Source organism: Mesorhizobium sp. WSM4840 (assembly GCF_055811755.1).
In genome coordinates, this window is sequence record NZ_JBVVQD010000029.1 from 66,476 (window position 1) to 90,813 (window position 24,338).

Annotated in this window: 25 protein-coding genes and 2 pseudogenes; 23 read left to right on the forward strand and 4 right to left on the reverse strand. The window is 60.5% G+C overall.

What is annotated here, in order from left to right:
- The first annotated feature begins 233 nt into the window (after nucleotides 1-233).
- The 3 genes from AC0L3I_RS29055 to AC0L3I_RS29065 all read left to right on the forward strand — a co-directional run bounded on the left by AC0L3I_RS29055 (nucleotide 234) and on the right by AC0L3I_RS29065 (nucleotide 2,644).
- Nucleotides 234-857 (forward strand): FMN-binding negative transcriptional regulator, encoded by a 624-nt coding sequence (locus AC0L3I_RS29055; protein WP_473529164.1) that lies wholly within the window; start codon nucleotides 234-236, stop codon nucleotides 855-857.
- Nucleotides 858-884: 27 nt separating this feature from the next.
- The gene (locus AC0L3I_RS29060) at nucleotides 885-1,535 is read left to right on the forward strand and encodes a LysE family translocator (RefSeq protein WP_473529165.1); all 651 of its coding nucleotides are present in this window, start codon (nucleotides 885-887) and stop codon (nucleotides 1,533-1,535) included.
- Nucleotides 1,536-1,831: 296 nt separating this feature from the next.
- A complete protein-coding gene (locus AC0L3I_RS29065) occupies nucleotides 1,832-2,644 on the forward strand; it encodes a TIM barrel protein (RefSeq protein WP_473529166.1) in 813 nt (270 codons plus the stop codon).
- Between the two features lie 14 nt (nucleotides 2,645-2,658).
- On the opposite strand, the gene AC0L3I_RS29070 is transcribed toward AC0L3I_RS29065, so the two are convergent.
- Entirely contained in the window at nucleotides 2,659-3,603 is a 945-nt protein-coding gene (locus AC0L3I_RS29070; protein ID WP_473529167.1) for a LysR family transcriptional regulator, read from the reverse strand.
- A 162-nt stretch (nucleotides 3,604-3,765) separates the two neighbouring features.
- Between AC0L3I_RS29070 and AC0L3I_RS29075 the strand changes: the two genes are divergently transcribed.
- On the forward strand, nucleotides 3,766-4,323 hold the full coding sequence (locus AC0L3I_RS29075) for a GNAT family protein (RefSeq protein ID WP_473529190.1): 558 nt from the start codon (nucleotides 3,766-3,768) through the stop codon (nucleotides 4,321-4,323).
- Nucleotides 4,316-5,437, forward strand: a complete 1,122-nt coding sequence (nolL, locus tag AC0L3I_RS29080) for a nodulation factor fucose acetyltransferase NolL (protein ID WP_473529168.1) — start codon at nucleotides 4,316-4,318, stop codon at nucleotides 5,435-5,437. Before AC0L3I_RS29075 ends, nolL begins: the two co-directional genes overlap by 8 nt.
- 35 nt (nucleotides 5,438-5,472) lie before the next feature.
- Here the strand turns inward: nolL and AC0L3I_RS29085 are convergent, their stop codons facing one another.
- Entirely contained in the window at nucleotides 5,473-5,760 is a 288-nt protein-coding gene (locus AC0L3I_RS29085) for a hypothetical protein (protein ID WP_473529169.1), read from the reverse strand.
- Between AC0L3I_RS29085 and AC0L3I_RS29090 the strand changes: the two genes are divergently transcribed.
- From AC0L3I_RS29090 to AC0L3I_RS29100, 3 genes and pseudogenes are all read left to right on the forward strand, one after another.
- Nucleotides 5,672-6,577 (forward strand): LysR family transcriptional regulator, encoded by a 906-nt coding sequence (locus AC0L3I_RS29090; protein WP_473529170.1) that lies wholly within the window; start codon nucleotides 5,672-5,674, stop codon nucleotides 6,575-6,577. The two genes, AC0L3I_RS29085 and AC0L3I_RS29090, sit on opposite strands and share 89 nt — an antisense overlap.
- Nucleotides 6,578-6,667: 90 nt before the next feature.
- Nucleotides 6,668-6,936: pseudogene (locus tag AC0L3I_RS29095) on the forward strand (nitrogen fixation protein NifQ); the annotation flags it as partial.
- On the forward strand, nucleotides 6,863-7,117 hold the full coding sequence (locus tag AC0L3I_RS29100; protein WP_473529171.1) for a hypothetical protein: 255 nt from the start codon (nucleotides 6,863-6,865) through the stop codon (nucleotides 7,115-7,117). The pseudogene AC0L3I_RS29095 and the gene AC0L3I_RS29100, both read left to right, overlap by 74 nt.
- Nucleotides 7,118-7,339: 222 nt before the next feature.
- Here AC0L3I_RS29100 and AC0L3I_RS29105 read toward each other — a convergent pair whose 3' ends face one another.
- Nucleotides 7,340-8,566, reverse strand: a complete 1,227-nt coding sequence (locus tag AC0L3I_RS29105; RefSeq protein ID WP_473529172.1) for an MFS transporter — start codon at nucleotides 8,564-8,566, stop codon at nucleotides 7,340-7,342.
- A gap of 106 nt (nucleotides 8,567-8,672) precedes the next feature.
- Entirely contained in the window at nucleotides 8,673-9,059 is a 387-nt protein-coding gene (locus AC0L3I_RS29110; RefSeq protein ID WP_473529173.1) for an RNA polymerase factor sigma-54, read from the reverse strand.
- A 1,597-nt stretch (nucleotides 9,060-10,656) separates the two neighbouring features.
- On the opposite strand from AC0L3I_RS29110, the gene AC0L3I_RS29115 reads away from it, so the two are divergent.
- From AC0L3I_RS29115 to AC0L3I_RS29185, 15 genes and pseudogenes are all read left to right on the forward strand, one after another.
- Nucleotides 10,657-10,980: a DUF736 domain-containing protein gene (locus tag AC0L3I_RS29115; RefSeq protein WP_006328923.1), complete on the forward strand. Its 324-nt coding sequence runs from the start codon at nucleotides 10,657-10,659 to the stop codon at nucleotides 10,978-10,980.
- A gap of 163 nt (nucleotides 10,981-11,143) precedes the next feature.
- Entirely contained in the window at nucleotides 11,144-11,413 is a 270-nt protein-coding gene (locus tag AC0L3I_RS29120; protein ID WP_473529174.1) for a helix-turn-helix transcriptional regulator, read from the forward strand.
- Nucleotides 11,410-11,958, forward strand: a complete 549-nt coding sequence (locus AC0L3I_RS29125; protein ID WP_473529175.1) for a S26 family signal peptidase — start codon at nucleotides 11,410-11,412, stop codon at nucleotides 11,956-11,958. The genes AC0L3I_RS29120 and AC0L3I_RS29125 overlap by 4 nt, the downstream gene beginning before the upstream one ends.
- Nucleotides 11,946-12,629, forward strand: coding sequence for a lytic transglycosylase domain-containing protein (locus AC0L3I_RS29130; RefSeq protein ID WP_473529176.1), 684 nt, complete (start codon nucleotides 11,946-11,948; stop codon nucleotides 12,627-12,629). The genes AC0L3I_RS29125 and AC0L3I_RS29130 overlap by 13 nt, the downstream gene beginning before the upstream one ends.
- Nucleotides 12,630-12,816: 187 nt before the next feature.
- The gene (gene rlxS, locus AC0L3I_RS29135; RefSeq protein ID WP_473529177.1) at nucleotides 12,817-14,787 is read left to right on the forward strand and encodes a relaxase/mobilization nuclease RlxS; all 1,971 of its coding nucleotides are present in this window, start codon (nucleotides 12,817-12,819) and stop codon (nucleotides 14,785-14,787) included.
- Nucleotides 14,788-14,996: 209 nt separating this feature from the next.
- A complete protein-coding gene (locus AC0L3I_RS29140) occupies nucleotides 14,997-15,953 on the forward strand; it encodes a DUF1403 family protein (protein ID WP_473529191.1) in 957 nt (318 codons plus the stop codon).
- 2 nt (nucleotides 15,954-15,955) lie between these two features.
- The gene (gene scpB, locus AC0L3I_RS29145) at nucleotides 15,956-16,651 is read left to right on the forward strand and encodes an SMC-Scp complex subunit ScpB (RefSeq protein ID WP_473529178.1); all 696 of its coding nucleotides are present in this window, start codon (nucleotides 15,956-15,958) and stop codon (nucleotides 16,649-16,651) included.
- Between the two features lie 213 nt (nucleotides 16,652-16,864).
- A complete protein-coding gene (locus AC0L3I_RS29150) occupies nucleotides 16,865-18,397 on the forward strand; it encodes an HNH endonuclease (protein ID WP_473529179.1) in 1,533 nt (510 codons plus the stop codon).
- A 246-nt stretch (nucleotides 18,398-18,643) separates the two neighbouring features.
- A complete protein-coding gene (locus AC0L3I_RS29155; protein WP_473529180.1) occupies nucleotides 18,644-19,177 on the forward strand; it encodes a DarT ssDNA thymidine ADP-ribosyltransferase family protein in 534 nt (177 codons plus the stop codon).
- Nucleotides 19,177-19,821, forward strand: a complete 645-nt coding sequence (locus AC0L3I_RS29160; RefSeq protein ID WP_473529181.1) for a DarT1-associated NADAR antitoxin family protein — start codon at nucleotides 19,177-19,179, stop codon at nucleotides 19,819-19,821. The genes AC0L3I_RS29155 and AC0L3I_RS29160 overlap by 1 nt, the downstream gene beginning before the upstream one ends.
- A gap of 45 nt (nucleotides 19,822-19,866) precedes the next feature.
- On the forward strand, nucleotides 19,867-21,081 hold the full coding sequence (locus AC0L3I_RS29165; RefSeq protein ID WP_473529182.1) for an IS701 family transposase: 1,215 nt from the start codon (nucleotides 19,867-19,869) through the stop codon (nucleotides 21,079-21,081).
- Nucleotides 21,082-21,308: 227 nt separating this feature from the next.
- A protein-coding gene (locus AC0L3I_RS29170; protein ID WP_473529183.1) for an IS5 family transposase occupies nucleotides 21,309-22,078 on the forward strand; the annotation gives its coding sequence in 2 pieces (ribosomal slippage) (nucleotides 21,309-21,629 and nucleotides 21,632-22,078; 768 coding nt in all).
- A 134-nt stretch (nucleotides 22,079-22,212) separates the two neighbouring features.
- The gene (locus AC0L3I_RS29175) at nucleotides 22,213-22,929 is read left to right on the forward strand and encodes a hypothetical protein (protein WP_473529184.1); all 717 of its coding nucleotides are present in this window, start codon (nucleotides 22,213-22,215) and stop codon (nucleotides 22,927-22,929) included.
- 270 nt (nucleotides 22,930-23,199) lie between these two features.
- Nucleotides 23,200-24,060: a site-specific integrase gene (locus AC0L3I_RS29180; protein WP_473529185.1), complete on the forward strand. Its 861-nt coding sequence runs from the start codon at nucleotides 23,200-23,202 to the stop codon at nucleotides 24,058-24,060.
- A gap of 10 nt (nucleotides 24,061-24,070) precedes the next feature.
- Nucleotides 24,071-24,265 (forward strand): annotated as a pseudogene (locus tag AC0L3I_RS29185) (transposase zinc-binding domain-containing protein); the annotation flags it as partial.
- Nucleotides 24,266-24,338: the final 73 nt, after the last annotated feature.

Genomic DNA, 24,338 nt, shown 5'->3' on the forward strand with positions numbered 1-24,338 from the left:
TTTCATTGGGCTTGCCGCAGGCTCACATAGCGCGACCAAGCGGGATCGCTGGCTGCGTCCAAAAGGTTTGGCAAGCAATTCGCATACCGTGACCGGCACCGGGGGATTCCGGTGCTCTGATGCGGCGCGCGATGCCAACTTTCCCCAACTGGACCGCCTCAATAGCTTCTGACTGGCTGTTTCCAACAGGCCAGCTTGCCAGTATCTGACCTGGTAACGCAAGGAGTTTCGCGATGTACATCCCTCCCGCTTTCCGCGACGACGACAAGGAGTGCCTGCGCGCGACCATTCGCGCGGCGCTGCTGGCGAACTTCGTTACCGTCACGGCGGAAGGGGCGCTCGCAACGCCACTGCCCCTCTTCCTTGACGAGAGCGAGGGCGAGCACGGCGTGATCTACGGGCACCTGGCGAAGGCCAATCCCCAGTGCCGTGTTCCGCCGCTGGGCGACGGCTTGGCCATCTTCATGGGGCCGGACGCTTACGTGACGCCGGCATGGTATGCGACCAAGCGGCAAACCGGGAAGGTCGTCCCGACCTGGAATTACGTCGCCGTCCACGCCTATGGCCCGGTCGAGTTCTTCGAGGATGCGGGAAGACTGCTGGACGTCGTGAATCGGCTGACCGACCACCACGAGGGCGAGCGCGCCTCGCCTTGGGCCGTGTCGGACGCGCCGCCGGATTTTGTACAGGCGCAACTCCGCGGAATCGTCGGCCTGCGCATGCCAATCACGAGGCTGGAGGGCAAGCGCAAAATGAGCCAGAATCGAAACGCGGCCGACCGCGCTGGCGTGGCGGCGGGCCTTGCGGCGAGCGAGCGGGCATCTGACCGCGACGTCGCCGCTCTCATCCCAAAATAATCATGAACTTCGTCGGAATCGACCATCATGCCAGAACTGACCCCACTCGCCCTGTACCTCGCCGCGGCCTCCGTGCTCGCCATCACCCCCGGTCCGGGCATCTTCTACGTTGCCGCGCGCACGCTCGCCGGTGGTCGTCGGGAAGGTATCGCTTCCAGCTTCGGCACGGGGTTGGGGGGCATGATCCACGTCCTCGCCGCAAGCTTAGGTATTTCCGCGATCGTGCTCGAGAGCTCGGAACTGTTCTCCGCATTAAAGCTGTTCGGCGCGGTCTACCTCGTCTGGCTCGGCTTTCGCACCTTTCAAGCCGCCCGCCTCAAGGGAGCGACTGGCGGCGATGACGGCGCCGCAGTGGGCCCAGTCGGACCCCGGCGGGCGTTTCGTGAAGGGGTACTGGTCGAGGCGCTCAACCCGAAGACGGCAGTCTTTTTCCTCGCTTTCATTCCGCAGTTCGTGAATCCGAGCGCAGGGCTCGTAGCTCTGCAATTCGTGGTGCTTGGCTCCGTGTCCATTGCGCTCAACACGCTCGCCGACATCGTGGTTGCCGTCGTGGCCAGCGGCATTCAAGACGGTGCGGCAGCGCGTCCCGGGTTGATCCGCCGCCTGAGGGAGGCGTCAGGCGGCGCGATGATCGCGCTGGGCGTCGGCCTCGCTCTGGCGAAACACCCTACTGCCTGATTTTGAATCTGATCGGTTGGGCATCTTTCAGGGTTGGCGGACACTTTGCGGAAGCAGTTGGATAGCTGCGAGCCAGTTTCGGTCATTGCAGCTATTCGGGTCATGTCTCAGGAGGCGCGGCACCACTCGTTTGGGTGAACGTCGGCTCATAAATGAGAGAAAAACTAGCGTGAGAGAAACGTGAGTACGACTGCCTCGCCTCGCTCATACCCATCATTTCGGCCCTCGCGAATCAACGCACGGTAGAAGCCGGTCAGCCGAGAATGATGCCCGTTTCATGGAAGGAAAGCCAAGCCATGCGCCAAGCATCGCCCCGCTTTGCACTCGATTACATGGCGACGCCCGGACTTGACGTCAGGGCACTTTTCGCTTTTGCCCGTGACCAGGGCCTGACCGATGTCCAGATCCGCAGCCAACCGTACAGCAATGCTGTTGCACGCGGCATGCCGGCGGCGGACGTCCGGGCTGCCGCCGCCGAAGCAGGCGTGGGGATTATTTCCATCAATGCCTTGCAGCGCTTCAACGAGTGGACCCCCGCCCGCAAAGCCGAAGCGAGCAAGCTCGCCGATTATGCGGCGGCCTGCGGAGCCAAGACGCTCATGCTGGTGCCGGTCAACGACGGCTCCTGGCCCGCCAATGTCGAGCGCCGGGGCGATCTCCGCGTCGCCTTGAAGGCGCTCAAGCCGATCCTCCAGTCGCGCGGCCTGATCGGTCTCATCGAGCCGCTGGGCTTCCGGACCTGCTCGCTTCGATCGAAGAACGAAGCGGCTAAGGCCATTGCCGCCATTGATGGCCAATCCGTCTTCCGCCTCGTGCACGACACGTTCCACCACACGCTTGCCGGGGAGACGTTCTTCTCCTGCGAGCTGACCGGTCTCGTGCACATTTCAAGCGTGAACGATCCGATCCACTGGATTTACCCGGATCGCGTCCTAGTCGGTTCCGACAATGGCAGCCAGATCCGGGCGCTGCTTGATGGCGGCTATGGGGGGCCCTTCTCATTCGCACCGTTTGTCGACGCAGCCCACCCGCTGGACGACCTCGCAGGCGCACTTGCCGCGAGCATCGCTCTCTTCCGACACGGGCTATTGACGCGAGTGCCGGCGTGAGACGCGGGAGTAAATTAGGGCTGCCTGGGGCGCCTTTTGGCGTCCCCCGGAGAAGTCATTCGAGACGCCTCCTGTAGCAATATCTCTCGCAGCCAGATGCTTGCCGGATCACTGTTGTGAAGGGCGGGCCATTGAACGGCCTCGGTGAATGCGGGAAGCGGCAGCGGAAGTTCGATGATCCGCAGCGGGAAGGTTTTTTTGAAATGCTGAACCAGCCGGAAGGGCATTGTCGCTATACGAGCTGTGCCTGAGACCATCGGCGGGATCATGCTAAAGGCCTGCACGACGATCTCGACACGTCTCTTGAGACCATGCTCAAGAAAAAACTGTTCCTCGATGGAGGGCTTCAGCGTCCGCCCGAACTTGACCGCAACGTGCCTCATCGACATGTATCTCTCGAATGTAAGCTGCCGTGGCAGCTGCTTGTTCGTGGAGCAGCCCACGCACACGAGCGTGTCGTCGAACAGCGCCGCTCTTGGATGGGCGCTTGACATGAACAATTCTGGAAAAATCAGAAAATCGACATCACCGCGCCGGAGAAGCTCATCGGGGTCGTCGTCGATAGGCAGCAATTCGAAGCTGACGGCGGGTGCTTCGCGTGCAACCCGCTCCACGACCTTTTCAAAAAACACGAGTGTGGCGAAATCGGAAAGAATGATCCTGAAGCGGCGATCGGATTGAGCCGGGTTAAACGGATCCCAAGAAATAATCGAGCACTGGATGTGCAGGAGTGCGCCACGAACTGCGGGAGCGAGTGTTTCCGCACGCGGGGTTAGAACACGTTCGCGGCCGCTCGTCGTAAACAGTTCATCGTTGAAATAATCGCGCAGCCGGCCGACGGCCGCGCTCATGGCCGGCTGACTAAGGTTGATGCTGCTTGCCGCCGCCGTGAGGTTGCGCTCGGTCAGCAGTGCGTCGAGCACCACGAGAAGGTTCAGATCAAGGCCCTTGAAGCGCATGGCTTTCACTTATCCATAGCGTGGATGCTCGCGATCTAAACAATCGATTTTACCAAACTTCCAGGGCGCTGCATAGATGACCGCACTTGACATGCGCCCGATCACGCCACCGCTTCTGTAGCGTGTGCTGGGAAATGACTTGCAAGTAGCCGGTCATGTCGAATCTCCGCCTTCTTCCGAAAGGCCTATGGGCGACAGGGGCTTTCAGGCGGTTGTAGCTGGGCCGGTGCAGGGCCGGAGGTTCGCGCAATCGGCTCTGATGTGTACGGCGTAGCGGCTCACTTGGACCTGCTGCGCCGTTTCTTCACGGTTGGCGAGGTTGATTTCTTGGTAGGCGAACTCGGATTGTACAGGATGCATCCGGATCTTGAGAGACCCCGAATGAGCCACTCTACCCGCGTCATGCGTCCGGTGCTGCAGCAGCTTGGCATTAGTTCGCTTTTGGCATGGTTCGGCACCCGCTGCGAAACCATCTTGAGGTTCTGCAGAGACGGCCTGACGACCATAGTGCCGGGCGTTCGCATCGCCACACATGATCGCGACCGCCACTGCGCTCGAGGTTTGCGATCAGGCACTGGGATTTTGTCCGCTCGGTTGCAGCCAATCGGCGCTCCATACCACGCCGCGATCCGCGTGAATTTCGATCCTTTGCACCGCGCTCGCCGTGCCCGGAAACGGCAAGTAGCAACTGCAACAGATAGGCTGGAGTCTGATGCTTGATCACATAACAGTCGGAGCGAAGGAACGCGGCTCGCGCCCAGCAGGGACAAACGACCGAGACCTAAGCTTTGATTTCGCCAAAGGTATACTCATCACTTTGGTGATAATTGGGCATCTGTTACAATATTTTATCTATCGTGGCACTGACGCTTTCTGGCTGTCGCCGTATTTCAAGTCGATCTACATATTTCATATGCCTCTCTTTATGGCGATAAGCGGATATCTTTCTTCCAGGGCAATTTTGCGAAAATCGTTCACCCAGGGTGTCGGTGAGCGGGCAATGCAGCTACTACTGCCAATGCTTTTTTGGTGTACGTTGATTTGGACGTTAAAGTCCGCAGTTATTTTTCCTACAAAGAGTTTGACTGATACACTGTTAGATTTGTCGACGGAAGTTATTGGAACTTACTGGTTCATATGGGCGGCATTTATTTCGTTCGTTCTGATTAGATTTCTTACAAATTTCAACCGTCTATCGATGTGGATCATAAGCGTATCTGCAATTGCGGTCGCATTCGCACCCATCACGTTATCAATAACCCCGTTGTTAAAATACACTTACCCATTTTATTGTTTGGGGTTCCTGTTTGCTCAACCGATCGGATGGCAGAAGAGTATCATCTGGCATCACAAATCCCTTTTTGTGGTCTTACTTTCGATAGCAGCTTTCATATGCTTCCTCGGGTGGGGCAAGGAGACCTACGCCTACAATAATCTTGTTTTAATTCATGATGAACAGTCAGCTAAGCAAGTTTTTCTGATGTTCTCTGGCTCTGCAGCGGCTTCTGCGGTAGCAATGCAGTCTATGTTACAATGCTGGAGACTTGTCTATTCCACTAGAGTAGCTCGCTTTGTCGCGGTGGAGCTTGGTCAGAGCACGCTGCTGCTTTACCTGGTCCAGGGTGCCGTGTTTCGCCTCATGGAATTGATACAGTTTGGAGAAGTCTGGAATCTCACGACCAGAATCGCCTTCGCAACTGTGCTTGGAGTGGCCATTGTCGTCATAGCGATGGCAATTCGCAGGATTACGCGCGACCTCGGATATGTGTCGCGGATCGTTGTCGGAACGCCGCCACGCCCAAGTCTGCTCAAATCTCAATCTGTAATCAATTAGCCACGTGAAAAATTCGCATCTGTAATCAACATGTTTCATAGCTCCGGACCTATCCGATCGACTGTTGTACCGGTCGGCCATTCGCTCATCGGCCGCGCTATCCCCATAACTACGACGAGCACGTCCTCCACGCGTGCGGGCGGCGGGTCGGGATACAACACCTCTGAGTGGGACCGTAAACGAGCGCCCATAATGGTCACGACGACAAACAACCACGTTACGGACGGATGAGGCATGCGTTTCAAAGGCCTTGATCTGAACCTTCTCGTCGTGCTCGACGCACTGCTGACCGCGCGCAACCTCACGGCGGCGGCAAGCAGCATCAACCTAAGTCAGCCGGCCATGAGCGCGGCCGTCGGCCGGCTGCGCGACTATTTCAACGATGAACTGTTTACGATGAGCGGCCGCGAACGTGTTCTAACCCCGCGTGCGGAAACACTCGCTCCCGCAGTTCGTGGCGCACTCCTGCACATCCAGTGCTCGATTATTTCTTGGGATCCGTTTAACCCGGCTCAATCCGATCGCCGCTTCAGGATCATTCTTTCCGATTTCGCCACACTCGTGTTTTTTGAAAAGGTCGTGGAGCGTGTTGCACGCGAAGCACCCGCCGTCAGCTTCGAATTGCGGCCGCTCGACGATGACCCCGATGAGCTTCTCCGGCGCGGTGACGTCGATTTTGTGATTCTTCCGGAATTTTTCATGTCGAGCGCCCATCCAAGAGCGGCGCTGTTCGACGAGACATTCGTTTGCGTGGGCTGCCCCACGAACAAGCAGTTGCCACGGCAGCTTACATTCGAGAGATACGTGTCGATGAAGCACATTGCGTTCAGGGTCGGCGGTGCGCAGATGCCATCCATCGAGGAACAGTTTTTGCTTGAGCATGGTCTCAAGAGACGTGTCGAGATCGTCGTGCAGGCCTTTAGCATGATCCCGCCGATGGTCTCAGGCACAACTCGTATAGCGACCATGCCCTTCCGGCTGGTTCAGCATTTCAAAAAAACCTTCCCCCTGCGGATCATCGAACTTCCGCGTCCACTACCCACGTTCACCGAGGCCGTTCAATGGCCCACCCTTCACAACAGTGATCCGGCAAGCATCTGGATGCGGCAGATAATGTTGCAGGAGGCATCTCGCATGTGAAGTCGCGGGTTTACTCAGCGCCTCATACGGGTGCGAACCGGCGTGCAAAATTGGGTCTGACTCAAATTCGATGATTTTGCATGACGGCGTGCCACGTGTTTCCCCACGCTGACAGCCGGCAACACCAAAAACATGAAGTGGAAGAAGTACTTTTACCGCAAGCTGTGCGAGGCTGAAGGTTTTCGCCATGCACTGCACCGAATTGCGGGGATCCTGAGCGTGAGATAAATCGTCGCGTCATCCTGCCGACTTCCGGTAAGCCGCCTTACCAAGGGCAGGCGGCGCTTGGGATTCCGCCGCTGGAAAATCCGCCGCGCGGGTCTGTCGACGTTAAATCGCGGCTGGATCACAGTTGGTGAATACAACTACGACATCGCCGAACGATCCTACTATTTCGGGCCGAATCAGAAGCCGCGGGGCATGTTCGGCCCCGAGCTTCATGTAAGAGATCAGGCGCGCGATCCGCCCGATGCTCGCCGCAAGACAAAGCTGCATAGACCGCACGCTCTGACGGTTAGCAGCGGCCGTGTGGCAACGTAGCGTGTTCTCGCCTGTTGGAGGATCTTTCAAAATTCAGGTGGTTATACCTATACTGCAGCGACATTGTCGCCGTGACAGAGCGGTCGACGGCGAGGCGGTCCGGTTCGGCCCTCTCTTAGTTTCTCTCGTCGGCACCATCATTCGAAACGCCGCCGGTCGAAATCGACCGGACAACAACGTCCGATCACCCGGAGACGAGGCCTGCAACCGCCAAAAATCGTGTCAGGTGGTCTGGGGTTCGCGCTTCGGGCCGAGCAAGAACACTGTCAGGGCGGCGAGGAACGAGGCAACGGCGCTGTAGGCAAGGGCACTGGCGACGCCGGCATTGTCCATCAGTAGTCCGCCGAAAATCGCGCCCGCTGCGATGGCCACCTGGAACGTTGCGGCCATCAGCCCACCGGCGCTTTCGGCCTGCTCGGGAGCGGCGTGCAGCACCATCCATGTCTGCAGTCCCACCGGCACCGCGCCGAAGGCAAAGCCCCATACGGTAACCGCAATCGCCGTGGCCCAAGCCGATGCTCCCAGCGTCAGCAGCGAGACAGTGGCCATCGCTATGAGCAGGGGCGGCAGCGCCGCGGCTGCCTTGAGGCTGTGCTCGGCCAGGAATGCGCCGGCCAAATTGCCGAAGAAGCCGCCGATGCCAAAGGCGAGCAACACGAGCGAGATCGTCTCGATATCAAGCGCGGGAAACTTCTCAAGGAAGACGCGGATATAGGTGAAGCCGGCGAAGTGCCCGGAAGCGACCAGCAGGACGACCAAGATCGCGACTTTGATCATCGGATTCTTGGCCACATCCAGCAGACTGCGGAAGCTGGTCACTCCAATCGGAGGCAGCCTCGGAATGGTTATGAGTTGCACTACCAGCGTAACGGCGCCGACGACTGCAGCGATCATGAAGGCGGTTCGCCATCCCCAGATGTCGCCGACATAGGCGCCGATTGGAGCCGCGCAAACGGTAGCGCAGGTAACGCCGGTGAGGATGATCGACATGGCGCGCCGCAGGAGGTGACTTGGAACGAGCCGCATCGCCAGCGCTGCCGAAATCGACCAGAACCCTCCGAGCGCTATGCCGAGCACGACGCGGGCGGCCAGGAGAACCGGCAGCGACCCCGCGACGGCCGATAGAACGTTCGACAGGATCAGCAGCAGCGTCATCGCCCATATGACGATCCTGCGGTCCAGGGGCTTTGTAATGATGGCCATCGTCGGCGCCGAGATCGCCCCCACAATGGCGGTCGTTGTCAGCGCCTGTCCAACTGCACCCTCGGTGATAGAGAGATCATGCGCGAGCGGCGTCAGCACGCTGGCAGGCAGAAACTCTGCCGTCACAAGCCCGAAGGTGCCTAAGGCAAGCGAAATGACCGCACCCCATGCGGGACCAGACCGTTGATCTGGCTGTTCTGGGTCATGCAGAACTCCGTCCATGAAGCCCGTCGCGGATTCGGTCATCAACAGGGTCTCCAGTTTGGATGTGCTGCAAACTCGGGTCGCTGCGTTGACCCGCATTAACGCCAGAAGCGCCAGTCCCCGCGGCATTGCACGGACGAGAGGATGTTCATCGCTTCGCGACATTTTGTGACGGTAAGGTGCGCAAATCGACGGCCCTTTCCTTGGGCCGGACGACGATGTCATCATCGAAAAGCACGTCATCTTGCGCGTCGTCGGCGATTATCGCCTTGATCCGATGGCGGACAGCTTCGGGGGACCGCGCGTCGCCACCTTGGGAAGACGCGCTCGCGACGGTGAAAAAATACCTCAGTTCGAACACTTCGCGCGGGGTCAGCATGTATTTGTTCGACGTCACCCGGCTTACCGTCGCCTGATGCACGTTGATCGCGTCGGCGACAGTCCTGAGACCGAGAGGCCGCACTTGGTCGACGCCGTGTTCCAAAAAGGCATCCTCCTGGCGGAGGCGGGTAAGCGACAATTGGGCGAGCGCCACGGCTCCGTCAGTCTCGAACCAGCCATCGCAAATCAGATACCGGAGCAGGGACGTCTGGAGGGGACGTTCGGCGCAAACGTGCACGGTCTCCTTGGGCGCTTGTATGGAACTTCGCGTTTTTGCCAGGGTTCTGTTCATCGCTTTCGACGTGCTTTGATGGGCTCTAACGGATAACAGCAAGCGCTATGCCATTTCATTTGGGGCACCGAATCGGACTATCTTTTGCCGAAGCCCTGTCGGCTTGAGCAGGGCGCCGTGCCTTGACCGAGACCGCGCGCGCCGCACAATCGCTTGGTCACCCGGACCGAGAAAGGTGCTGTACTGTCGGAGTAGTCAGAACTTCCGCACCGGCTAGGGAAGACGAAAACCGTTCCCGACGGGCCGAGCCGATGCATTGCCGCACGCCGGCGGGCACTCCATCGACCGCGTAAGGCTTTGTCTCTAGCGTGTAATTGCGTGCGCAGGCTGGCAACTTGCGAAGACGCGGCCGTCGCGCCTCTACGGTCGCGCTGTTGCTGCTCCCCCTGTCTAGGAAGGCCTTTGACACCTTCGAGCTCTTCAGCACGGCGCGCGCCGGTCTCCACGCGGTGAGGTTCGAGTTCGGCTGGGCGTCACGGTGTTTGCATGATTGAGATACCTTGATTTGCTCCCTCGTGCGCGCCTATCCGAAAACATTGTTGTGTCCCGAAGGCGGACAAGAATGTCGCAAGCGCGACCACCACATCGCGACGGCCGGTCTGCCGGTACGGGGGCAATTGCAACCCGTGGCCTTCTTCGGAAATCGGGGGAGCAACACCCTTTCCTCGTCACTTCGGACGCGGGCTCAGCTGTGCCCGCCGCGCCGCTAGGAACACCTAACCTTAGCGGATGGCGGCTGGCCGATCACCCGGGCATGTCCGCGTCGACCAAAGGAAAGCGTCTGGTCTCAGCCAGGCGGACCTCGCGAAGGCAATCGGTATCAATGTGGTCGAATTCCTCGATCACGCCTAGACGATCGGTTTCGCTCCACGGGAACCTGCTGATGCGGATTTCGACCAAGGCCCGGTCGCTGTTTACCCTCGAATGAATCCGCCATGCCGAGGCGGCTCGTCGATAGCCGAGGGTTGGCGCCTCTCCGGGGCGCGTTGGCTGCACGTTCCGTCCCTTGGACCCCGCCTCCGGCAACAACATCCGGCCGCCAAAGCTCGCCCTTGTCAGTGCTCGATTACCACGCCGAGATGCCTGCTGGAGCTTCCGGTGCACGGGCACATTTATCGATCCGGCACGGTGTTGAGCGTGCGGAACCCGCCGCACGCGTTCCGATCGTTTGTTGTGCTCACCCGATCACGCGACCTGTCCCCACACGTCTTGAGGGCCATTCCCCTGCGGCTGGCTCATTGACCTATGGGCGGTTCCAGCCCGCCCGAAACCCTCGCCACCAGCTTTTTTCCCCGCCGCATGACGCGGCTTCCTCGCGCCGCTTCGCTTCAAAAAAGCTGCCCGCTCGGGTCCTTCGCTGCCGCTGCGGCCCTGCCGGGTTCGGGCGGTCCGGACGCGCCCATCACGGTCCGCCATCGCAGGGGAATGGTCCCCGGCGACAGCAGAAGGAGACAGGAAAATGACCGCGATCGGTTACGTCAACAAGCAGGAAAACGGCAGCTACAAAGGCCAGCTCAGGACACTCAGCGTCCGCGCCGACATCGACATCGTGCCCAATCGGAGCAAGTCCGCCGACAACCATCCCGACTTCCGGGTGCTGACGCAGGGCGTGGAGGTCGGCGCCGGCTGGATCCGAACCGGGGAGACTTCCGGCAACGACTATGTGAGCTTGTCCATCGCCGCACCGGAGTTCGGTCCGCGCAAGCTCTACGCCAATCTCGGCCGCGCCGCCGGCCAAGACGATCAAGACACCTACGCCGTCATCTGGAACCCGGCCGACTGACCGGCCGGCTCAAGCCCTCGCGCCGCAACTCGGCGCGGGGGTTTCCCGCCGACGCTCGCCCGAAGGGGCGGCGAAAACTCCCACCCGACTCTTCGCCCGTCCCCACGACGACCTCGCTCGCCGATCCTCGCGGTCGCTTGTCCGAAGCGAAACGAGGACCATCATGGACGACGAAAACGACCGCGCGGCCCGCGCCAAGAAGGGCAGTCCGTTTCTGAACACCGCGCAGGCTGCCTTCTATATCGGCCTGTCCCAGCGCACCCTGGAAAAGATGCGGCTGACCGGCGGCGGCCCGAAATACCGCAAGCACGGCCGCTATGTCCGCTACCACATCGACGAACTCGATGACTGGTCGAAAGGCCGCCCGCCAGAATCTGGCTCCGACGATGACAAGGGCGGTTCCGGCTCGGCCGACGAGGGAGCCCGCTCATGAGCCGGCGGCCTTCCATCCATCTGATCGGCAGCCGTTTGCGGCGCGTTCGGGCGCGCAAGGCAATCGCCATCGCCGCGATTGGCCTGAGCCTGACAGGCTTCACGGCGCTCCCAAAGCCGTCTCCCTTGCTGGTCTGGAACGCCTCGGCTAGCGCGCCGGTCGGTCTCTATCGCGTTGGGTCTGGCACGCCTGCGCGCGGCGATCTTGTGCTCGCCCGCCCGCCTGGCTTCGTTGCCTATCTCGCCGACCAACGCGGCTATCTGCCTCGCAATATACCGCTGGTGAAGCGTCTCGCCGCGCTGCCGGACGAGCATGTCTGCGCCTTTAGTAACGCCATCATCATCGGCGGCGAGATCGTCGCCCGTCGGCTCAAAATCGACACGCAAGGCCGTCCGCTGCCCTGGTGGAACGGCTGCCGAGCGCTCGCCCATAACGAGGTTTTCCTGCTCGGCAACGAGAAAAATCACTCCTTCGACAGTCGCTATTTCGGGCCGGTGCCGGCCGAAAACATCATCGGGAGGCTGGTGCCGCTATGGACCGAGTGACCCTCCTGATGCTCGGCATGATCGCCGTCGCGCCATGCGCCTGTTCCGCCTCGACCGGCGCTGAGCCAGCCGTCATCTCCCAAAGTCCGCAGCTGCAACGATGGCAGCACTTCGTATCGGAAGCAAGCGCACGCTTCCACATTCCCCAGGCCTGGATTTGCGCCGTCATCGATGCCGAAAGCCGCGGCAAGACCGTCCTCGATGGCCGTCCCATAACCTCCCGCGCCGGCGCCATGGGCCTTATGCAGGTGATGCCCGGCACCTATCAGGAGATGCGCGTCGAGCACGGTCTGGGAGCCGACCCGCACGATCCGCGCGACAACATCTTGGCCGGAACCGCCTATCTCAGCGCCATGTATAAGCGTTTCGGATTCCCCGGCCTGTTTGCCGCCTACAACGCTGGACCCGAGCGCTATGAAGGCCATTTGAAGCTTCGAAGGCCGCTGCCGAAAGAGACCGTTGCCTATCTGAAACAGCTTGAGGCGACGGGGATTTCGGCGGCCGACATGAACGAATTCAAAGGCCAATCCACAACTTCAAAGGGGCGGAACGCTCCCTCCGGACGCTCTTTGTTCTTCCTTCGCGACGGTGTTCGCGCCGGCGAAACGAATGGCGGTCTGTTCGTGCCGCTCGGCAGGGATCGCGCGCGGCCAAAGCAGCACAATGGCTAGCGATGTTGAGGGCATCCGGAGGGCCAGGGCGCATAAGGCGAGGGGCGCGTAAGGCAAGATAAAGGCACCGCCTCCATGAGGCGGCGAAGCCTTTGTCTGCACATCGTTTTTGCCGGAGGCTGCCGGCGGCGCCAGGAGGGTGGGCCAGCGAGACTCAGGTTTCGCTTGAATTTGCCCGGAGGCTGGTATGCAGGACGATGAGTTCAGGCCGAAGCTCGGCAAGATCGGCTCGCGCGGCTCGAAAGCAGGCAAGCGCTATGCCGGCCAGGTCAAGGCAGCTATCAATAGGGCCGGCGGCAAACCCCTGCGCGGCGGCCGTTTTATCGGAAGCCGGGCGGGGCGTGGCGGTGCGGCGGCCGCGCTGCTGAAATCACGCGATCGCCATGCCGCCTTCCGCCAGCGGCGGGTGATGGTCAAGGCGCGCATCGTCAGGCTGGCCGGAAAGGGCAGGGACGCAGCGCGGGCTCATCTTCGCTACCTCCAGCGCGACGGCGTCACCCCCGAAGGCGAGCCTGGCAAGCTCTACGGCGCCGAACAAGACCGCGTGGACGGCAATGCCTTTCTCGATCGCGCCGACGGCGACCGACATCAGTTCCGTTTCATCGTCGCTGCCGAGGATGGCATTGAATATGAGGACCTCAAGCCGCTGACTCGACGCCTGATGGCTCAGATGCAAGAAGACCTCGGCACGAAGCTCGACTGGATCGCGGTCGATCATTTCAACACCGGCCATCCCCATGCCCACGTCATCGTCCGCGGCAGGGATGACCGCGGCGAGAATCTCGTCATCGCTCGGGAATACATTTCGAGCGGCATCCGTGAGCGGGCGGCCGAGCTGGTGAGCCTCGACCTCGGTCCCCGTACCGACCGCGAGATCGAGCTGCGCCTGCGCCACGAAATGGAGCAGGAACGCTTCACCAGCATCGATCGGCACCTGCTCCGCATGCCTGACGACGGTGGGCTTGTTTCGCCAGATGGCCGCGATGCGTTTCGCCAGACGCTGCATCAGGGACGCCTGCGCAAGCTTGAGCGGATGGGTCTGGCCGAAGAGGTCAGGCCGGGGTATTGGCGGCTGGACGACGAGCTCGAAGCAACACTGCGCCGCATCGGCGAGCGCGGCGATATCATCAAGACCATGCATCGCGAACTGACGGGCAAAGGGCCCGCCCGCAGTGCAGGTGACTACGTCATCCACGATCAGTCCGGCGAGCGACTCCAAGCTCTCGTTGGCCGCGTTGTCGCTCGTGGGCTGGCCGACGAAATCAATGACCGACATTACCTGATCGTCGACAGCGTCGACGGCAAAAGCCATTGGATCGACATCGGCAGAGGCGAGGCGACGGAACCGATGCCCGACGGCTGCATCGTCCGTGTCACGCCGAGGAATACCGAGCCGAGGCAGGTTGATCGTGCCGTCGCCGAAATCGGTGCCGCGCTCGGCGGCCGTTACAACGTCGATATACACCTGAGGCATGATCCATCCGCCACCGAACGCTTTGCCGAAACGCACATCCGGCGGCTGGAGGCTATCCGCCGGGCCACCCGCGGCGTGGAGCGCGAGCCGGATGGCACCTGGATCATCGCGCCAGACCATCTGAAACGCGTCGTCGAGTATGAGCGTCAGCGTGCCAGGGACGAACCCGTTACGCTTGAGAAGCTCTCCTCATTGACGCTGGAAAAGCAGGTCCGTTTCGACGGCGCCACATGGATAGACCGTGAGCTGATTGCTGATAGTCCAGTGGCCTTGCATAACTCAGGTTTCGGCCGCGACGTGCGAAAGGCGCAAGCCCGCCGGCGGCAATGGCTGATCGCGCAACGTCTCGCGAGCGGAGAGCAGGATCGGATCGCCTATCGCGCCAACATGATTTCGATACTGCGCCAGCGCGAGCTAAACCGGGTTGCCGGACAGCTCTCAGACGAACTCGGCCTGCCCTATGCCGAAGCCCGAACAGGAGAGCGAATAGAGGGCACGTTGCGCCGATCGGTTGAACTCGCCGCAGGCAGGTACGCCATGGTCGAGAAGTCACGCGAGTTCACGTTGGTGCCGTGGCGGCCAGTGCTTGATCGTCACGTCGGCAAGGAGGTGTCCGGAATCCTACAGGGAGAGGGAGTTTCCTGGACCATCGGCAGGCAAAGGAGCGGCCCGGGTGTTTCGTGAGATGGCTGCACGGAATCTTCGTCCGGGCGTGCCCAAGGGTACTCTGTCGAGCGTAATTAGTTAGCCGAATAACTTAGTGCGATGGAAGTAATGAAGAGTTAAATGACTGATAATGCAAGATTATCATTCGTTTGTTGCGCCCGACAGGCTGTGCGTTTTAGGCCGAAATGGATGGCATAAAGCGCACGGCCGCTTTAACCTCCAAAGCCATGATTCGCCTCGATCCCGCGACCGCCAGCTCCTCTGCGCCGCCCTCCGTTCCGGCTTGGGCGCTCGTCCCATGCAGCACGCCGAGCGATGCCGACGCCGCCTTTCGGGCCGGCGCCGCCCTGGCTTCGCTCGACACGCTGGCCCGCGGGCAAGTCAGTTGGGCCGGGGCCTGGCGGCAGCGGCTGGCGCTTCGCTGTGCCGCCGCCAGCATGCGGCTCGCCGGCCGCTCAGAGGACGAGGCCGCCCTGCGCGATGCCTGGTACCTGCGCCCGCCAGGTGCTGATCCTGGCCCCGCCGGCGCCGTCCTTGGCGCCTGGCGGCAGTTGGCCGGGCAGCGGCCCGCCGCTACGCCCGGCCGGATCGAGAAGATACTCGACCAGCTTGGCCTCCATTGGGACGGCGCTGCGCTCGCCGACCTTTGCACGGAGATCGAAAAGCTGGCGGGATCGCAGCGGTCGGCGCCGTTCGCCGCCGCGGCGATCGCCGCTGAGGTCGTCGCCATGCGTCCCGATGCCGAACTTTTTGGCTGGTGGCTCGCCGACCTGGTACTGGCGCAACGCCTGGGCTGGCCGCAGCCGCTGCCGCTCCTAATGGCGCAGGGTTTTGGACCATCCTTCCGCACCGAGGCCGGCGGTGGCCGGCGCATCCGGCCCGGGGACAAGAATTTTGAGCGGGCGGTTTGCATCGCGCTCGTTGCGGCCGCTGAGGACGCTTGTAGGTTGGCCGCCGAGCTGTCGCGCCGGGCCGAAAAACTTCTGACGGTGGCGCCGAAACTGCGAGCCAAAGGCGCCGGCGACGTAATCTTTCTGCTGCTCAGTGAAGACGCCGTCTCCGGATCGCTGACGACGAAGAATCTGTCGCGCTTTGCGGCGCGGCGCTTGTTCGACCGGCTGCAACAATTGGATGCCGTGCGCGAGCTTTCGGGCCGCACCAGCTTCCGGCTGTTTGGACTCTAGCGATGAGCGAAGCGTCCGCCCGCCGCAAGCCGAACGAACAGCCTGTGTTGCTCGACACGGAATTGGACCACCTGCCGCCGGAGCTGCGCTGGCGCGAATGGATGGGCCGGGTCGAAGCGGTGATTTTTTCCGCCAGCGAACCGGTAACACGTAGTGTCCTCGCGCGCGTGGTGGGAAGAAACTGCAACATCGAGTTGATCATCGACGACATCCGCGCCGAGCTCGCCGGCCGCCCCTACGAGCTGGTCGCAGTCGCCGGCGGCTGGCAGCACCGGACCAAAAAAGTTTTTGGCGACGTCATCCACGCCGCCTTCGGTATTGCCGCAGGGGAGGGGAGAAAAGAGCTGTCGCAGTCGGAGGCTCTCGTCCTCATGTGCATCGCCTACTTCCAGCCGATCACCCGTGGCGAGCTGTCGTCCTTCTTCGGCAAGGAGGTGTCGCGCGACCTGATCGGCGTGCTGCGCGCGCAGGAGCTTATCGCTTCGGGGCCGCGCAGCCCGCAGCCGGGCGCGCCGTATACCTATGTGACGACCAAAAATTTTCTGTCGCAGTTCGGGCTCGACACGTTGCGGCAACTGCCGGATTTCGAGGCGCTCGAGGATGCCGGGCTGCTGTCGAAGGAAAAGCTGCTGGCCGGTGATATCGTGCCAGGGTTGGCTGACGGCCATGAAGATGTCTGCGTCGATATCGAGGAATAGCTGCTCACTGATGAGAAGCGTCACTTGACTTTTCCTTACCCCTTGTCGTGATCTCGCGCAGCCAGGTAAGCGACCAGATGGGTGCGCCTCCAGGTTCGCCGTCCCAGTTCGACCCATTCTCTTGTTATGATTTCACATATATATGACGGCACATCGGATATGATTTTTGCCCAGGTGTTTCGTGATCGCCCATAGCCTCTCGTCCCAGCCTTCATGAAGACGCCGAAGCCGTCCACGATCGGACCTACGAAGGACGAACTCAACGAATTTCAAGCAGCGTCTCTGGTTGGAATGTCGCCCAAGCTGCTTCGTTGGCTCACAAGCCACGCGCCAAAGCAGGACTCCAAACGCAAGCTCAAAGCCCGCAAAGAGGACGACCAGATCTATTTCGAGCGGATCGAGCTCGAGGGTTTCAATGATTGGCTGAAACTGCCTTGGCCCTCAAAGGACGGCAGCCGGCCGCCCGTGCCAGGGGGTATCAAGCGGGAGATCCAGGAAGAGGCGGGCGGCGAATGCGCCATCTGCCATGGCCACGCTAACTCCTGCGAGGCAGCACACATCGTCCCGATAGCAATGTCGAAGAACAATCACCCCGAGAACCTGATTTGGCTATGCGCCAACCATCACACCAAGTTCGACAAGCATAGCTACGGCCCAAAGCCTGAGAACGCCGAGTTCGTCGTTAGCTTCAAGCACATAATGACCCATTATCAGCGCGCCCTCTGGCAAGGGCAAGCCAAGGTGACTGGGCGGCTTTTCACCATGCTGAAGGCTTGCGAAAGCCTGAGTTCGCAGTTGGCAGCGGCCAAGACGGCGGAAGAGATAGCTACCGTCACCAAGCTCGCGAAGGAGGCGTTGGCCCAGGTACCAAAGATGGCACCGACTTCCAAAGAGGAACCCGACTACGCCGCCTTTGAGGCCATGTCGGCAGAGTTCGCAACCCTCGCCAATAGCTCGACCGGACCGACCGATATCGGCGCCACCCTGCATCTTGCCGCGACAGTTAAGGTCGAGTTTGCCCGGCGCGCAGGCTACATGAGTTGCCCACTCTGCAACGGCCGCGGCTACTATAAGGGTGAGGACTGCCCGGCCTGTGGCGGCGAGGCAGAGCTTACAGCGAGTGAAGCAGACGCTGTCGATCTCAGCCGCTACGCGTTGGTTGAATGTCCCCTTTGCGAAGGAAACCGCGTCTTCAGGGGGCGCGACTGCCCGGCATGTGGTGGCGATGGCGATTTGGAACGACGCTACGCCGACCAAGTCGACACCAGGGAATGGGAAGAAGTCGACTGCCCGGTTTGCGACGGCTTAGGTAGGTTGCGCGGCCAGCAATGCCATGCGTGCGGCGGCGAAGGCAGAGTGGAGCGCCAACAAGGCGGGCTGATCGATGTGGGCGACTACGCACTCGTCGATTGCCCGGTTTGCGAAGGTTCGGGAAGGTTCCGGGGTGAGCAATGCCCGGCATGCGACGGCGAGCGCGAGATGGAGCGCCGATATGCCGAGCAGGTCGACCTGCGAGAATATGAGCGCGTCGAATGTCCTGTCTGCGAGGGCGCTCGCGAATGGCACGACCGTCCATGCCCCGCTTGCGGTGGGGAAGGTGAACTCGATCAGCGGCAGGTCGATCAGATAGATATGCGCGACTACCAGATGGTCGAGTGCCCGACATGCAGCGGTCGGAACAACGATTACTGTCACACATGTGGCGGTGAGCGCGAGATTCCCCGTTACATCGCACAGCAACTTTAGCCGACGTATTCGGACGCCCTAGTCGAAACCATGGCCGGCGAAGACCTTCTCCCTCAAGATCACGCGAATCGCGGGCGACAGATCAACGACCGATAGCAAAGAGCGCAGGAGCCGCGCAGCTGCAGCGCGACCAGCTAAGCTTGATGATCTAACCAGCGTTCGAATAACAAGATCATGTCATCCCGCAAGGCTCTGGCGAATGGCCAAAGAAATCCGTAGCTTCCACATGACTTGGCGGGGGACGTCATGACGCTTGAAGAACTCATTGCGGGCATCAATGCCAGCTCTCAGCATAAGACGCTTTATCATTTCACGGATGAGGCCAACTTTCCAACCATCAAGAAGCATGGCCTCCTCTCCAAAGAACGACTGCGGGCTCTCAAACTCTGGCCGCCAGCGGCGACGGGAGGGAACGAGTTGAGCCAGCAGCTTGATCTGCATCGTGGCATCGATCCGTACGTTAGCCTGTGCTTGACGAGAAACCACGGTATGAAATTCCTGGCGCACCAGGAGGGCCGATTACCGAATCCGCGCTATCTGGCGATCAAGCCAGAGGTTCTGCGGATACCGGGAGCGCGGATAGCGCTTGGTGTCGCAAACGCGAACGATGTTGAGATCCTTCCCGTCGCCGAAGCTGTGAACCGCCTCGACTATGAAGTCTTGTACACTCGCACCGACTGGAAAGATCCTGCTATAAATCAGCGCTTACGTGCGGCAGAAAAGTTCGAGGTGCTCATCCCGACTAGCGTGGCGCCTGAAATGATCATCGGGGTATTTTAGTGGCGAGCAGGCCTGTCTTCATTCCCAATTTTCAAGGACCGCTCCTCGTCCAGGAGCGGTTCTTTGACTTCCCGTGGGCTTCGGGTTTCGCCGAGACTCAGAAAAAAAAGAACGTGACTGCGCTACACGCAGCCGCCAAACGCAGCGGCCTCGACCGCATCCTGGAGATATCGACAAAGTCGGAAGAAAAAGTCGGTCGGCGGCTCAGCGCATTTAGCCTGAAGGTCGAGATTGAAGGCGGTGAGTATCCATTGGAGAGCGTCTATCAGGGCTCCAAGGTCTTTGAGCGAAGGGGACCGTTTCCAGAGATTTTTCCGTACGAGCCACGCGAGGCAAAGCGATATATCCGCGAGCTGGACGACGGCCGCTTGATCGGCTTTGAACTTGACGGGCGGCGCTATCCGCTAGTGCCGAAGAACGGGTTTTATGACTGGGTCTATATTCGCGCACTTGCCAAACATGCTGTCTGGATTCAGGATAACGTTTCTTACGACGCTTACACGGATATCGAGTTCAATCCTGAGAAGCAGGTGAACTGCCAGGCGCGTGCATTCGCGGAGTACAAAAGTTTAGCGGCGAAATCCGAGCTCGATGCAGCGGTACGAGATTTCGACCACTTCGTTTCGATGCTTCCCGCCATCTAGCATTACAGTTGCATATTTATCTGTGGTCTGAATCCATGGGTCTCCATGATTCGGAGGTCATGGATGGCAGGTGCATCAATCGAGACGACGCTTGAACTTTGGGCATCATCGCTGCGTGAGGTGAAAGCCCGTATGCGCGGACTGTTTACGCAGGAGCGAGTTGCAGCATCTGCGAACCTTTTCCTGGACGGCTTGCTGGGTGACGAGCGCCGTAAGACAGGTTGGATGCGCGCTGAGGCGGCCGGTGATTCCGGCCCGTGGCGGCAACAAGCTATTCTGGGTCGCGGACGCTGGGACGCGGACGGACTTCGCGACATCGTGCGAGAGTATGTTGTCGAAAACCTCGCCACTGATGATGCGGTCATGGTCATCGATGAGACCGGCTTCCTCAAGCAGGGTAAGGCATCGTGCGGTGTTGCGCGTCAATATACAGGTTCGGCAGGCAAGATAACGAACTGCCAGATCGGTGTGTTCGCCGCCTATGTGTCCGTTCGCGGTCATGCCTTTATCGATCGAGCCCTGTACTTGCCCAAGAGCTGGACCGGCGATCCGGCAAGGCTTGCAGCCACCCATGTTCCTGAAGCTATAGCCTTCGCTACCAAGCCAGGCTTGGCTGTCGATATGATACGGCGTGCGTTGGCAGCCGATGTGCCGTTTTCATGGGTGGCCGCAGATGCGGTGTATGGCGTCGGGGACGTCGAAGGAACCCTGCGCCGAGCCTGCAAAGGCTACGTTCTTGGGGTTAAATCGGACCATCATTTCGGCTCCTGGTCGGGCAAGCCTCCGGTCGCCGGCACAGCTCAGGAGATCGCCCGTGATCTCGATCCAAGTGCATGGCAGCGTCTTTCCGCCGGAGAGGGCACCAAAGGTGCGCGGCTTCATGACTGGGCCTACTGCGAACTCGCCGATCTCGATGCCGACGAATATAACGAGACGAAACCGGGACTTTGGACCCGTGGCCTCCTGATCCGGCGCAATATCAGCGACGGTGATCTCGCGTTCTTCACGACATGGTGCCCGGCCGGGACGGGCATCCAGACGCTCGTTTCCGTTGAAGGCCATCGCTGGGCGATCGAAGACAGCTTCGAGACCGCCAAGAACGAGCTCGGACTCGATCACAACGAAACCCGGTCATGGCATGGCTGGCATCGCCACGTCACCCTCGTCATGCTCGCCTTCGCCATGATGGCGGCGATCCGGTACCGCGCCAATGACGCGACGCCCCAAAAAAGACCGCGGATGCCGACCATCAGGATCTGATCCGCTGGTCTATCCAGGAAGTCCGGCGCATCGCCACCAGGCTTGCCCAGCGCCGCATAAAGCCCGCCGACGTAATTGCGTGGTCATGCTGGAGGCGCGCCCATCAGGCTGCCGCTCGACGGGCTCACCTAAAATCGAAAATGCAACTGTAATGCTAGGTCGCAAACTCATAAACTGGGTATCGTGCTGATGTAAGTTCTGATTCAAGGCTTCTTTTGGAGGCTTTGATGCGTCGGTATGAATTGAGCGATTTTGAATGGGGCATCATCGCGCCTCATCTCCCCAACAAGGTCCGCGGTGTGGCACGCGTTGACGACCGCAAGGTGCTCAACGGCATCCTGTGGCGCTTCCGCACCGGCTCACCCTGGGCCGATGTGCCGGAACGCTATGGCCCCTACACCACCTGCTACAACCGGTTCGTGCGATGGCGCAAAGCCGGGGTCTGGGATCGGCTTCTGGCGGCGGTTTCCAAGGCCTTTGACAGCGAGATCATCATGATCGACAGCTCCTGTGTCCGCGTTCACCAGCACGCTGCCACGGCAAAAAAGGGGGCGCTGACGATGGCTGCATGGGACGTTCCCGCGGCGGCCTCACGACCAAGATCCACGCGCTCGTCGATGCCGAAGGCCGGCCGATCGACCTTGTCCTGACGGCCGGACAGGCACATGACGGCAAGCCCGCCGCCGCCATGCTCGACGCCCTCCAGCCCGATGCAATCCTGCTTGCCGATCGCGCCTACGACAGCGATGCTATCCGGACGCTCGCGGCGGAGCGAAAAGCGTGGGCGAACATCCCGCCGAAGAAGAACCGGACCGGCAGTTTTCCTTTCAGCGCATGGGTCTATAGGCAGCGCAATCTCGTCGAGCGATACTTCAACAAACTTAAGCACTTCAGAGGTATCGCAACTCGATATGACCGCGATCCGCTCAATTTCCTCGCTGCCATCAAGCTCGCTTCAGTGCGCATCTGGCTCAGAAATTATGAGTCTGCGACCTAAGAGGACATGACCAGCCTTCGCAGGCTTTTAGGCAACCGCCGACTGGTGGGGCGTGGGGAATTGTGTGATCGTACCTTGCCAAAAGTAAGATCTTGCGCGCTATCCCGAGCTAGGAACGGTGAAGGGGTGGCAGAATGTCGACGCAATTTGAGGACCTGATTTGCAGCGGCGAAACGGCGCGATACTTGCTTTCCAACTGCGTCGACCAACGCGGCGTGGTCGCAAGCTTTCTCTATGATTGGCAAACGCTGATCACTGGTCTCTTGGCTGTGTCGGCAGCTATCGTCTCCGGAGTTCTGCTTTGGAAGCAGATCCAGGATCAGCGGGCACAGTCGGATAAGGCAGAACAGCAAAAAGTGAGGGCAGCACTCATTCAGGTCCCGCACGCGCTGGCGGGGATAAACGAATACTTGGTGACATGCTTCCATGCATGGAAGCGGAAAAAGCCGGATGACCGTCCCAAGCCCCCATCGGCGGCGCTGAAAGTGATCATGGATGCGGCTGCCTATGTTGATGACGCGTCGTTCAAGAGCATGCAGCAGCTGATCATCAAGGCGCAGACCTTCGAATCGAGATTGGCGTCGCCGGGCAGACAACGGCCCCGCAATGTGTTGGAGGTTATGGTCGCTGACATTGCCGAGTTGTCGTATCTGACAACACGGTTGTTCAAATTTGGTCGAATGGACGAAGACGCTCCATCAATCCCGTACGTGAAGCCGACCCGGGCTGATTGCGAGAAAATCCTAGCACGCGATTTCGACCTCAAGCTGCTGCCGGAAAGCGACCCCATCATAACGCGTGTCGATCAGGCTCTTCGAATGCGTTTTCCAAGCGTGAACGAAGGCGAGTGACGATCGGAGCCAGGTAAAGAGTGCCGGCTCAGATAACGGCTCTGGCAGGCCCAGCTGTGAGAGTGCGCGGCGGGGAACATTGCTATTAGTCGCATCCGACGCTCGGCTAGAGCGGGATGGGATCTGTAGGAGTCGTAGGATTCCCAAATCAGCAATGATCTGATTGAACTAAACCGCTGCCGCGGTAGCTGATGCGTGGGTCTGGCCTGAGGAGGCCCCTGTCTGAGAAGATTTGGTGTCGAGCCAACCTTCCAGACAGGAGAACCCCAGATGGCCCAGATAAGCCCTCTGCGTCAGCGGATGATTGAAGATCTGACGATCCGCAATTTGTCACCGGAGACCCAGCGATCCTACGTGCATCACGTGGCGAAGTTCAGTCGATTTTTTGGACGATCACCCGATCAGCTGGGATACGAAGAGGTGCGCGCCTATCAGGCCCACTTGGTGGGCCGAAGGGTCTCGTGGGGCGCGTTGAACCAGACCGTTTGCGCCTTGCGTTTCTTCTACGGCGTGACGCTGGGTCGATCCGATCTGCCTGAGCGGATCGCTTACGCCCGGACGCCGCGCAAGTTGCCGGTCGTGCTGAGCGCCGATGAGGTGGTCGGCTTTCTGCAGGCCGTGAAGGGGACGAGGAACCGGGTCGCTCTGATGACCACCTATGCGGTGGGCTTACGCGCCGCGGAGGCGGCGCGTCTGCAGGTGACGGACATCGATAGCAGCCGGATGATCATTCGCATTGAGCAGGGCAAGGGCGGCAAGGACCGCTATGTGATGCTGTCGCCGCAGCTGCTGGAGATTTTGCGCGTCTATTGGCGGTTGACCAAGCCGGGGCGATGGCTGTTTCCCCGGCGCGATGGCCGCGGCCCGATCCACCCACAGACCTTGGGGATCGCCTGTCGAGCAGCCTGCGAGTTCCTGGGCGTTGAGAAGCGGGTGACGGTGCACACCCTTCGCCACAGCTTCGCCACCCACCTTTTGGAAGCCGGCACGGACATCAGGATCATTCAGGTGCTGCTGGGCCATCGCAGCCTGGCGACGACGACACTATACGCCCAGGTCTCAACGGCTGTGATCGGCCGGACCGCCAGTCCTTTTGACCAACTCGACATGGAGATCACACCGCCCGGCTGAGCCGCGCGCCATGCGCCCGGATCTGGAAGTGGCGGATGTATTCCACCGTCACGGGGCTGATTATCGCCGCGACCACGCCGGCCATCTCGGGCGTGTCGAGCGCCGGGTCATGGCCGCGGTGGAGGCGTGCCGGACCGCGGCCCTGGGCGGTCACGCCGAACACTGCACCGACTGCGGCCTCGTGCGGCAAGCCTATAACTCCTGCCTTATGGGCAGATCCAGTAATGGGGAGCTGGGGTGCAGACATTGACATTTTTCGGTGAATTGTTGCGCTTTTT